Origin of the sequence: Streptomyces sp. NPDC002888, from assembly GCF_042888465.1 — a bacterium.
Lineage (GTDB): Bacteria > Actinomycetota > Actinomycetes > Streptomycetales > Streptomycetaceae > Streptomyces.
Genome location: NZ_JBIAPU010000025.1, coordinates 93077 through 106316, shown reverse-complemented (window position 1 = coordinate 106316; position 13240 = coordinate 93077). Strand labels below are relative to the sequence as shown.

Below are 13240 nucleotides of genomic sequence, written 5' to 3'. Positions count from 1 at the left end.
AATCCACCACCGGCTCGCGATACCCCTCGAAATCCGACTCCGACCCGGAATCCGACTCCAAGTCATCCGACGAGGACAGCCTCGGATCGTACTCGGTCTCGGCCTCCGACTCCGACGAGGAATCGGAATCCGAATCCACCACCGGCTCGCGATACCCCTCGAAATCCGACTCCGACCCGGAATCCGACTCCAAGTCATCCGACGAGGACAGCCTCGGATCGTACTCGGCCTCGGCCTCCGACTCCGACTCCGACTCCGACTCCGACTCCGACAAGGAATCCGACTCCAAGTCATCCGACGAAGACCGCCTCGGCCCATAAACCGTCCCGGTCTCCGAGTCCGTATCCGACGAGGACTCTGCAACCCACTCGGGATTCAAGTCCGATTCGGAATCGGACTCGTCACTCCCGCCCGGAGGCAACTCGTTCGGCTCGCCCAAGTCGCCCGGCGCGAACACGTCGTGGTCCTGCAGCGGGTCGGCTGGGTGGATGTCGACGATCTTGCCGTTCTCGATCGTCACCTCCAGCGCCGTCCCCAGGAACCTGGCGAACACGCTCTTCGAACCGGGGCGCTCGGGGTCGTGCGTGATGCGGAGCGGATGCAGACTCACCGAGTACGCGGCGAAAAGCAGGTCCTCACTGGTCCATTCGGCGGGGAAGGCGCCCGCGGGGTGGCGGGTGCGCGGCGCGTCGGGGGCGAGGCCGGCCGTCAGTTCGTCGTGCACCTCCCGCATGCCGGTGACGACAGGGACGTCCGACGCTCCGGTGTCCGAGGGGTCGGGTTCCCTGAGGGTGGTCGGCAGGCCGAGCGGGTTGGCAAGGGAGAGGGCCCGCTCGATGGCCGCCTGCCCCCGCAGGGGATCCATGTCGCCGGTCGGCCGCCATCCGTCGGCCGCGGGAGGCACGCCGCCCGCCAACTGGGACAGGGCTTCGAGCTCTCGCGTGTCCGGCCGCACGCCCAAAAGCCTTGGCAGACCTTCCCTGATCGTCGGGGCGCTCAGCACGTCCGGCCCGACGTCGATCTTCTGGTGAGCCGTGCGCGGGTTCTCGGTGAAGACCAGGGACAGGCGCACCAGTGGCGCCCCGTCCGCACGGACCACGGGACCGTACGCGTCGGCCACCGCCGCCCGCAGACGCACCGACAGGTTTCTGGCCACGGCGACATCAGTACCGGGGGCGACGGCCAGATGGATCCGGGCGGTGAGGACAAGGCCCCGCTGTCCGCCTGCGAACAGCACGTGCCGGACGTCGTAGCCGAAGGTCCGCCCCTCGCGGGCGAAGCGTGCCGGTTCCGCGACCATCTCACCGACCGGCCTCTCCCGGGGCCATCTGAGGTACGGCTGGATCCGGGTGGGCCGGTACGCGACATGTTGGCCGTCCCGGACCAGGCCCTCGATACGGACACCCGCCGCCTCGCCGACCCAGTGATAGGTACGGCCGTCCGGCATCGGCCTGTGCGCACGTGTGGCGACGGCCGCGGCGTGGGCCCGCTCGACGGCGTCCAGTACCCGAAAGGCCGGCCAGTTGTCGGGGAACATGGTGTGACCGTCCCCGTCCCGGTGCAGCCGCCAGCGGCTGGGAAAGATCGTCAGCGGGTCTCCGCGGTGCACAGCGGGGTCCAGGAACCAGACGTCGGCCTCGTAGGTACCGTTGTCGAACAGCGTCCCCCGGCCGATCCGCAGGCCGTGATACCGCTCTTGGTCCGGCGACGGCGCATGATGGACACCGGTGCGGGTGCGGCGGTCGCCGTACCGGGCCACGTCCTCGACCCGCCGCCCGATCGCCGGACCCGACCGCGCGCGGGAGACCTCCGGCGGCGACGGCACATACGCGGGAGCCGGTGTGTCCGGCTGGTCGTCGGAGGGCCGGAATTCGGTGAACGACCCCTGCCTCAACCTCCCCTCGATCCGCACCCCCGCGTACTCACCCACCCAGGAATGGGTCCCGCCGCGCCCCTCGACCGGAACAACCGCCCCCATCCGAAGCGCCTGTAGATACGCCTGCTCCGCCGCGTACACCGCATCGTCCTCGGTCCAGTACGCCGGGAACATCATCAGCCCCCGCGCCGACCGCTCACCGACGTGCAGATCACCGACCCGCGGGAGCCACAGGTCCTCCGACGCCAGCCGCGCGATCACGCCGTCGGACTCACCGTACTCGGCACGGAACGTCCCGTTACGGTTCTCCGTCCCCTCCAGCACCACCGGCCGCGGACGAGCCGACATACCACTCGGGAGAAGATGACCGCCGCCCCCCGAACCGGGCTCCCCGTACAGCACAGCCTGCCGTGTCTCCAGCGAGAACTCCGCACGCACCGGCAAGCCGTCCGACCCGGGCTCCTCGGCGGAGAAGGCCGTGGCGGTGTCATCCCGCGGACCAGCGGCCCTCAGCGCCTCCTCGATCCCCGAACCGATCTGCCGCAGATGACGAGGCGGAATCCACCACCGACCCCGAATCGGATCGCTGCCCCAACCGCTGTCGGGGTGGTCCATGTCCACATCCGGGCGCCCTCTGCCGTCCAAGGGTGATGGACCGTCCATCAGGGCCCCGTCCTGGTACACCGGACGCCGGCCGAATCGGACGCCCTCCCGGTACTCGTCGGCCAGCCCCAGCAGGTGCCCCACCTCATGAGCCAGGACCTCGGTCTCGGTACCGAGCGCCCAGTTGAGGTGGTTCTCACGGTCGAATTCGGCATGCGCCGCGACGACGTGATGAGCGGTGTCAGGATGCGGCACGAACTCCAGGTCGAGCCGGAACAGGTCGCCGTTGGGCAGCCGGGAGCCACCGTTGTAGTGAAGGTCGGCACCTTCCTGAGCGCGCCGGGCGAGCGCGCGCAGTTGCTCCTCCGCAATGGGCGTGCCGTCTTCTGGGACGATGGCGGCGAGATGCACCCGAACAACGGCACGGGTGCCGAACCCTCCTCCCGGCAACCGGTACCGCCGCGCCTCGTACCTCCTCACGTCGTGTGCGGTCATGAAGCCCGCCCGGGCAGCCTCCGGCACCATCTGCGGCAGCACCTCGACACGGGCGACCTCCTCCGCGCCCTCGAACACCGTGCCGTCGAGCGCTGACAGCACATCGGACGGAGCCGTGGCCCGGCTGTCGGGCGCAGCCTCCGACGTCGTGTCAGATGCTGCGGTGGCCTCGCCCTCCTGCAGTACCCGGGTGTGCAGCAGCCGCTCTCCCGGGACGTCGATGTCGTCCACGTTCGGCGTGGGCAGGGCCCGGCCTTCGACGCGGGCCGACTCATCGGCGATCCGATCGGCCGAGCCGGCCCCCGGGAGGATGTCGGCGGAGCGGGTTCTGCGACGCGCGGCAGGCGACGCGGCCGTCCACAGCGTCATGGTGCGTGGCGTGTCCGGATCACCGGTGTCGGCGGTGTCGCGACCGTGCGTGCCGGGGAGTTCAGAGGATTCGCCCGCTCGGAGGCTCTCTGCCGTCACGGACGCCGGGTGCACGTCGACGATCAGTCCGTCCTCGAGCGTCACGTGCAGAGCGACTCCGGCGAACTCGCCCTGCACGGTCTCAAGATCGGAGTTCTCGGGATCCGGCGTGGTGTGCAGCGAGTTCTGGTCCACCTGATAGGCGGCGAAGCGGAGGTCCTCTCGGGACCATCCGGCGGGGAAGGTGCCTTCCGGATGCTGGGTGCGGGGGGCGTCGGGGGCGAGGGCTGTCGTCAGTTCCTCGTGCCACTCCCGCATGCCGGTGACGGCAGCGGGGCCGGACCGTCCGGTGTCGGAGGGATCAGGTTCCCGCAGAGTGGTCGGCAGGCCGAGCGGGTCAGCCAGGGCGAGGGCGTGCTCGATGGCCGCCCGGCCCTGCATGGGGTCCGTATCTGCGGCCGGCAGCCATGCGTCGGCCGCCGGAACCGCACCGCCCACCACCCGGGCCAGGGCTTCGAGTTCCCCCGTTTCCGGCCACACGCCCAGGAGCCCCTGGAGACCGTTCCAGATCGCCTGGTCGCTCAGCGCGCTCGGCCCGACGTCGATCACCTGGTGCGCCGCCTGAGGGTTGTCGGTGAAGGCCAGTGACAGGCGCACCAGCGGCCCCCCGTCCGCACGGACGACGGGACCGTACGCGTCGGCCACCGCCGCCCGCAGACGTGCTGAGAGGTTTCTGACCACGGCGACGTCGGTCCCTGGGGCAGCGGCCAGGTGGATCCGGGCCGTGAGATCGAGGCCCCGCTGTCCTCCTGCGAACAGCACTTGCCGGACGTCGTAGCCGAAGGTCTGTCCGTCACGGGTAAAGCTCGCCGGTACGGCGTCCGTCCCGCCAATCGGCTCCTGCGCCGGCCATCGCAGGTGGGGCTGCGTCGAGGTGGGCCGGTAGGCGACGTGCTCACCGTCCCGGACCAGGCCCTCGATACGGACACCCGCTGCCTCGCCGACCCAGTGATAAGTGCGGCCGTCCAACCGCACGGCCATGCTCGAGGCGTGCGCCTGCTCGACGGCGTCCAGTACATGGAGGGCGTCCCATAGGTTCGGGAACATGACATGCACCTCCCCGTCCTGGTGCAGTCGCCAGCGGCTGGGGAAGTACGCCAGGGGGTCGTCGGGGCGCAGTGCCGGGTCGAGGAACCAGACCGTGGCCTGGTAGGTGCCGTTGTCGAACTGCTCCCCGGGTTCGATCCGCAGGCCGTAGAACTCCTCCTGATCCAGCGCGACCTGGTCCGGCTCGTGGTGGGCCCCGGTGCGGGTACGGCGGTCGCCGTACCGGGCCACGTCCTCGACCCGCCGCCCGATGGCCGGGCCCGATCGCGGACGGGAGACCTCCGGCGGCGGCGGTACGTACGCCGGAGCAGGCGTGTCCGGCTGGTCGTCGGAGGGCCGGAACCCGGTGAACGAACCCTGCGCCAACTCCCCCTCGATGCGCACCCCTGCGTACTCGCCTACCCAGGAGTAGGTCCCGCTCCGCCCCGCGACTCGAACCACTGCGTCCGCCCGCAACGCCTGCAGATACGCCTGCTCCGCCGCATACACCGCATCGTCCTCGGTCCAGTACGCCGGGAACATCACCAACCCCCGCGCCGACGCACGCTCACCGACATGCAGATCACCCGCAACCGGATGCCACAACGTCTCCGAACCCAGACGCCCACCCGCACCGCCCGCACCGCCCGCACCGCCCGCACCGCCCGCACCGCCCGCACCGCCCGCACCGCCCGCACCGATGTACTCGGCACGGTAAGTCCCGTTCGCGTTGACCGACCCCTCCAACACCACCGGCCGCACACGAGACGACAACCCACGCGGCGCCAGAAGACCACCAACCCCTGACCCCGACTCCCCGTACAACACAGCCCGCCGGGTGTCCAGAGAGAAGTGAGCACGCGTCGGCAACCCGTCCGCACGAGGCAGAACCCTGTCCGCGCTGGACACGACCGCCTCGCCCTCACCCCGCAGACGCGCCGTGCCCAACGCCCCCTCGATCGCCGCACCGATCTGCCGCAGGTGACGAGGCGGAATCCACCACCGACCCGGAACCCGGTCGCTACCGAGAGCGGAGTGCTCCATGTCCACATCCGGGCGTCCCCTGCCGTCCAGGAGTGAGGGACCGTCCATCAGGGCCCCGTCCTGGTACACCGGGCGCCTGCCGAAGTCGGTGCCCTCCCGGTACTCGTCCTCCAGGCCGAACAGATGTCCCACCTCATGGGCCAGTACGACGGGCTCGGTGCCGACCGACCAGTTCTCGTGGTTCACCCGCTCGAATTCGGTATGCACGGTGACGACATGGTGGGCGTCGGCGTCATCCGGCACGAACTCCAGGTCGAGCCGGAACAGGTCACCGTTGGGAAGACGGGAGCCGAGGTTGTACCGGTCGGCGACCGCCTCCTGCGCACGCACGGCCAGCTCGCGCAACTGTTCCGCACCGACCGGCTCCCCGTCCGCCGGATCCCCGGGCCGGAAATGTACGCGGATCACCGCGCGGGTGCCGAACTCCCCCGTCGGCAGGCGGTACCGCCGCGCCTCGAAGTTCCGTACGGAGAGCGCGCCCATGAAGTCCTGCAGGGAATCCGGCTCCACCGCCCTAGGGCTCACCTCACCACGGGCGGTCTCCTGCGCACCCGCGAACTCCGTGCCGTCAAGTTCCGGCAGCCCCAGACCCAGCCACCCGGCACCGGGCTCCGAAACAGCCCCTGCCGCAGACGCCTCACCTCCCCCGGCCTGGACGTCGACCGCGCCGCGCACGTCGGACGGCCCCTCGACGTCCGGCCTGTCCCACAGCCGCGGCCGCTTCGTCTCGGGCTCGCCCTCCTGCGCCCCGCCTGACCTGAGTGCGGCCTGTCGGGCCACACCCCGCACACTCCCAGCGGCAGCGCTGCCCCCACCACCCGCCGAAGACCCGGCTGAACCAACCGGCCCGGGCGCACCGGACACCACGGACGGCGCCACATCAACCGCCCCCGGATCCGCCTCGGGATCCGCCTCGACCCGGTCGTGCCGCCGCAGGCGCTCCGCTTCCTCCATGATCCTGACGCTCGCCTGCAGACTCGGCGTGCGTCCGTCCAGGTACAAGTGCATCGTCTGGCGTTGGACGCCGATCCTCACCGCTGCCTCGCGCCACCCCAACCGGTCCCGCAGCAGCGCCACGTCCTCGCTCAGACGGGCCTGACTCTCAGCGACCCGCGTGTCCACCCACTCCAGAAGCTCCTCACCGACCAACCCCTGCTCGACGCCCCGAGCACCCCAGAACACCCGGAAAGCCACATCGAAGTGCGGTTTGACCGCGGCGTTCCGCAGATTGATCAACGTCTGCCGGCCGATACCGAGCGTGGCAGCCACGGCGGTGTCGCTACCCAGCGCCTCCCGCAGCCGATCCACATCCGTCTGAAGGCTCTCCCGAGTCGGCACATCGCCGACACCCGCCACTCGAACGTCACCGCCGCCCGGCCCCTCCCCCATCACCACATCGCCCCGGCCACCGACCGCCTCGGACAGCAACGACCCCAGATCGTCCAAAGCCTCCTCATCCAACTCCTCCAACACGAGCCCACCCAGGCCCTCCCCCATCACCACATCACCCCCACCACCAACCGCCTCGGACAACAACGACCCCAGATCGTCCAAAGCCTCCTCATCCAACTCCTCCAACACGAGCCCACCCGGCGGTTCCGCTCGCAGACGCTCCGCCTGCTCGATGATCCGGGCAGCCGTCGTGAGCGACGGGGCTCCATCACTCATGTAGACAGAGGCCCTCGCACGCGATACGCCGATCCTCCTGGTTGTTTCCTCCCAGCCCAACCGGTCCCGCAGCAGCGCGACGTCCTCCTTGAGACGGACCTGGCTCTCACGGGCCCGCGCGTCCACCCATTTCCGAAGCTCCTCACCGACCAATCCCTCCTCGACGCCCCGAGCACCCCAGAACACGCGGATGGCCACAGTGAAGTGCGGATTGACCGCGGCGATCCGCAGAGTCCTCAGCGTGGACAGGGCGACACCGACCGTGTCAGCCACAACGGAGACCTCGCCGAGCATCTCCCGCAACTGATGCACATCGGTCTGCAGGGTCTCCGGGGTCGGCACATCGTGGACACCACGCAGATGAACACTCCAGTCGGCCGGGAAGACTCCACCCCGGGCCTCCCGACCCCCAGCAGGACCGTCACCCGCCGCCTCGGACAGCGACGGACCCGGCGCGTCCGTCCCGTCCGCCGGCAGCGCGTCGTCCGTCTCCAGCCGGCCTTCCCCGGGCGTGGGAACGCGAGGGCCCGTCACCGTGGGGTAGTTCACCGCAGGCGCCATGTCAGCCGTGGCGGTCTCGTTCGCGGAGAACTCGTCGACGTCGCCTCCGTCTGTCGCACCGGACCGATCCGCCCCGGGGTCCCTGGTCCCGGTCGGCCTCGGCGCGGCCTGCCAGACCCGCCGTCCGCCGGTGGAAGCGGCGGCCCCGGGAGGCCCCTGGAGGAACTCTCCCATCAGGAAAGCAGTCTCGTCCTCGGTGAAGAACGACGTGTCGTCCGGCGACTGCCCGCCGTCAGCCGCGGTGCCGTTCCGCTCTTCGCTGTCCTCGTTCTCCTCACTGAAGTCAGCAGTTGTCCTCAGTCTCCCCGCGGTCGCGGAAGCCGGGCTCACGTCGACGATCAGGCCGTGCTCGAGCGTCACTTCCAGGACGGTCCCGGCGAACTCACCACGCATGGTCGTCGCACCGGGGCCCTCGGAGTTCCGTCTCGTGCTCAGCGGGTCGTGCGTGACCTGGTACGCGGCGAAACGTATGTCCTGGATGGTCCAGCCGGCGGGAAACGTGCCCTCCGCATACCCGTTGCGCGGCGCATCGGGGGCGAATGCCGCTGCCACCTCGCCGTCGAGCCTCTCCATGCCGGTGACGGCAGCGGGGCCGGAGCGTCCGGTGTCGGAGGGGTCGGGTTCCCGCAGAGTGGTCGGCTGGCCGAGCGGGTCAGCGAGGGCGAGGGCATGCTCGATGGCCGCCCGACCCCGCGTGGGATCGGTGCCGCTGGGCGGCATCCATACGTCGGCTGCTGGAACCGCACCACCCACCGCCTGGGCGAGGGCCCTGAGTTCACCGGCGTCCGGCCGCACACCCAGGAGCCCCGGCAGGGCGTTCACGATCTCCCCGTCGCTCAACTGCCGAACCGAGAAGGTCCGGTGCGCCGCCTCGGGGTTGTCGGTGAAGGCCAGTGACAGGCGCACCAGCGGTGCCCCGTCCGCGCGGACGACGGGACCGTACGCGTCGGCCACCGCCGCCCGCAGACGTGCTGAGAGGTCGTCGACGTCCGAGGCGTCGGTGTCTGGGGCAGTGGCCAGATGGATCCGGGCCGTGAGGTCGAGACCCCGCTGCCCGCCTGCGAACAGCACTTGCCGGACGTCGTAACCGAAGGTCTGTCCGTCACGCGTGAAGCTCGCCGGTACGGCGCCCGTCCCGCCAATCGGCTCCTGCGCCGGCCATCGCAGGTGGGGCTGCGTCGAGGTGGGCCGGTAGGCGACGTGCTCACCGTCCCGGACCAGGCCCTCGATACGGACACCCGATACCTCGCCGACCCAGTGATAAGTGCGGCCGTCCAACCGCACGGCCATGCTTGAGGCGTGCGCCTGCTCGACGGCGTCCAGCACCTCCAGTGCCGACCAGGTGTGCGGGAACATGACATGCCCGTCCCCGTCCCGGTGCAGTCGCCAGCGGGACGGAAACTCCGTCAGCGGGTTGTGCGGGTGCAGCGCCGGGTCGAGGAACCAGACCGTGGCCTGGTAGGTGCCGTTGTCGAACTGCTCACCGCGTTCGATCCGAAGGCCGTAGAACTCCTCCTGATCCAGCGCGTCCTGGTCCGGCTCGTGGTGGGCCCCGCTGCGGGTACGGCGGTCGCCGTACCGGGCCACATCCTCGACCCGCCGCCCGATGGCCGGACCCGACCTGGGAGCCATCGACCTCGGCGGCGGTACGTACGCGGGGGCAGGCGTGTCCGGCTGGTCCTCGGAGGGCCGGAACCCGGTGAACGAACCCTGCGCCAACTCCCCCTCGATCCGCACCCCACCGTACTCACCCACCCACGTGAACGCCCCCGACCGCCCCGGCACCGCAACGACCGACCCCACCCGCAACGCCTGCAGATACGCCTGCTCCGCCGCATACACCGCATCGTCCTCGGTCCAGTACGCCGGGAACATCACCAGCCCCCGCGCCGAAGGACGCTCACCGACATGCAGATCACCCGCAACCGGATGCGACAGCGTCTTCGAACCCGACCGCCCACTCACACCGCCCGCACCGCCCGCACCGACGTACTCGGCACGGTAAGTCCCGTTCGCGTTGACCGACCCCTCCAACACCACCGGCCGCACACGAGACGACAACCCACGCGGCGCCAGAAGACCACCAACCCCTGACCCCAACTCCCCATACAACACAGCCCGCCGCGTGTCCAGAGAGAAGTGAGCACGCGTCGGCAACCCGTCCGCACGAGGCAGAACCGTGTCCGCGCTGGACACGACCGCCTCGCCCTCACCCCGCAGACGCGCCGTGCCCAACGCCCCCTCGATCGCCGCACCGATCTGCCGCAGATGACGAGGCGGAATCCACCACCGACCCGCAATCAGACCGCTGTCCGGGTCCTCAGCGGAGTGGTCCATGTCCACATCCGGGCGTCCCCTGCCGTCCAGGGGTGAGGGACCGTCCATCAGGGCCCCGTCCTGGTACACCGGGCGCCTGCCGAAGAAGAGGCCCTCCCGATACTCATCATCCAGCCCCAACAGGTGCCCCACCTCATGAGCCAGGATGTCGGGCTCGGTGTCGAGCCCCCAGTTGAGGTGGTTCACCCGCTCGATTTCGGCATGCACCGTGACGATGTGATGAGCGGCGTCAGGCTGGCGCACGAACTGCAGATCGAGCCGGAACAGGTCACCGTCGGGAAGACGGGAGCCCCGGTTGTACCACTCGTTGACACCGTCCTGAGCACGCTCAGCCAGCTCGCGCAACTGTTCGCCGCTGACGGGCACGCCCCCTTCCGGGGCGCCCTCCTCGAAGAACACGCGGACCACCACGCGGGTGCCGAACTCCCCGGTGGGCAGCTGGTACCGCCGCGCTTCGAAATTCCGCACGGAGAGCACGCCCATGAAGTCAAGCAGGGCATCCGGCTCCACCGCCCGAGGGCTCACCCCACCACGGGCGATCTCCACCGCTCCCGCGAACCCCGACGCGTCGGGCTCCGGCAACTCCGACCCCCACCACGTGGCTCCCGGCTCCGAGGCGGCCTCGGCCCGCGCCTCCTCCTCGCGGCGCGCGTCCGGCCCGTCCCCCAGCCGTGGCCGCTTCACGTCGGGCGCCCCCTCGTCGGACCTGGTCTGCCTCGGCACGGTCTGCCAGACCCGCTCCGCGCCGGTCGTCGTCACCCCGCTCTGCGCGACCGCCCCTGGTCCCTCGACGTCCGCGTCGACGCCACGCCGCACGGGCGACCCGGTGTCCTCGTGCGCCGCGTCCGGCTCGGGGCCGGACTCCGTGGCGAACGCCGGCGTGAACCGCGACGGCTCCCCGTCGTGGTCGGGCTCCAGTTCCGAATCCGGCTCTCGCTCATCACTCGTCGTCTTCCCGGTCCTGCCGCCCTCGGACTCGGCGGCTGTACGGCCGGGGGCGGCCGTGGGTTGATCCACCGGGCGGGTCGGCGCGGAGGCCGGGGCAACGGGTTGAGCCGCGGGAGCAGGGGACGCTGTCGCGCCGGGGAGCGCGCCCTCGGACGTCCCGTCCACCGTCTGCACCGACAGCGCGGGCTGCTCGTCCGGCGTCCCCTCGCCCGTCCGCGAACGCTCCTCGTCCACCGCCGGATCAGCCGAAGTGCCCCGGGCGGGCCGGGACGGACTGTCCGACGAGGCCTGGGCAGACGACCCCGGTGCGGCAGACGACGATGCGGCGGACGACGATGCAGCAGATGCCGGTACCGCGGACGACGGTACCGCGGACGACGGTACGGCCGAACCGCGCGGCGCCGCCGTGCCCGTGGCTGGCTGGGCGGCGGCACCGTTGGCCGCGACGGGCGATGTCTGGGGCACACCGGTGTCCTGGGTCGCGTCGCCGCTCCTGTCAGCATCCTGGGGGCCGACGTATTCGGTGTCATCGGACGCGGGGCCGCTCCGGTCGGCGGCAGTGCCAGGTGCGCTGCTGCCTGTGCTCACCGTCGGCGGCTGCGTGGTCGATCCCGCCGAGGAGGGCTCATCGGACATGGCGTCGGCGCTCTCCGCACCGGACGACGACGGATCGGCGTCCACGGTCGTGGGCACCGGGGCGGTGGACTGAGGAACACCGGTGCCCTGCGAAGAGGTTGAGCCGGTGGGACCCGCCGCGCCGGTGGAACCAGCCGAACCGGTCGAACCGGTCGAACCGGTGGAACCAGTCGAACCGGCCGCATCGTTCCCACTGGTCGATCCGGTCGAGCCCCTCGAACCCGCCACACCCGTCGAACCGGTCGAGCCCGCCGAACCCGCCACACCCGTCTTGCCCGTCGAACCCGTCGAACCCGTCGAACCCGCCGAACCCGTCGAACCGCCGACCGACCCCGACACCCCGACATCCGAAAAGTCGGTGTCAAAACTCCCCGCATCCGAGCCGCCCACCGTGCTCGTCCGCGTCGGCCATGCCGTGGCGGTCCCGCCCTCGGCGGCGTCTTTGGTGTCAGGGTCCGTGCTCGTCGTGGTGACCGGTGTACGGGAGCCGTCGGTGTCGTCCTCGGGAGCGAGTGCGGTCTCCTGGGAGTCGGCCGTGGCGGGCGGTGTGGTGAACATGGCCCTGTTGATGGCCAGTCCGGTGCTCTGGGCGCCGCCGGCGAGCCATTGGTTGGTGTTGCCGCTGATGCCGGCGCCCAGGAAGGAGTCCCAGCTGGTCGCCCAGTTCCCGGTGGTGAGGCCGCCGCCGACGACCTCGGCCAGCGCCTCCGAACCGCCCTCGGCGACGAAGCGGTTGGTGGTCCGGGGCACCGTGCGTACGCCCTTTTCCGCCAGCGGCAGGTTCCCGGCGTCGGGCCGGGCAGCCGTCTTGCCGACCTTGGAGGTGACGTCCTCGGCGACGTTCTTGGTCACCGGGGTCTGCCGGACGGCCTGCTTGACGGAGTTGCCGATCTTGGAGCCGGCGCCGGTGTAGGCGCCCATGAACCCCCCGGCCAGCGCGCCGAAGAGGGCCTCCTTTCCCAGCGCGCCCCAGTCGAAGTTGTCGAAGCTGCCCTCGCCAGAGGTGAACGCGATCAGGCTCAGCCGCACGATGAATGCCTGGAGCGCCTCATCGAAGGCCTGCCCGATGATCGGCAGGAGGTGCGTCCTCTTGATCAGTGTGTCCAGGACGGTCAGCACCACGACCCGGCTGCGCGCCTTGGCGACGGCGACCTTGCCCGCGCTCGCGCCGCCGCTGAAGACCGACAGCGCCAGGATGACCAGCAACTCGACCATCAGCCGGATGACTTCGGCGATGATCTGCCACTTGGACTCCGTGATGTTCCACGAGGTCTTCACCCGTCCGTGGGCGATCTCGTCCACCTGCTGCGCGAACTGCTTCAGGTAGTTCGTGCCGCCGTCGTTCACGAGCAGGCCCATGGCACGCCGGTAGTCGTTGCCGACCTGGGGCGGCAGGCCCTTGCTGGCGGTGACGATCGAGTCCTCGATGGCGTCCGACAGGTCACGCAGGTCCTGGGCCAGCCGCCGGTAGGGGCCGTGGCTGCGGCGTGCCAGGTCCTCGTTCGCCTGGATGAGCCGCTCGCCGATCAGGACGAACAGCATGTTGTTGACGGACTTCGAAGCCTCGATCGCCATGGT

1 protein-coding gene is annotated in these 13240 nt (G+C 70.5%); it reads right to left on the bottom strand.

The genetic code is table 11. From position 1 onward, the window contains the following. The coding region (locus tag ACFYWX_RS33960; protein ID WP_389428673.1) for an EndoU domain-containing protein at positions 1–13237 on the bottom strand (13237 nt) is incomplete at its 3' end. Positions 13238–13240: the final 3 nt, after the last annotated feature.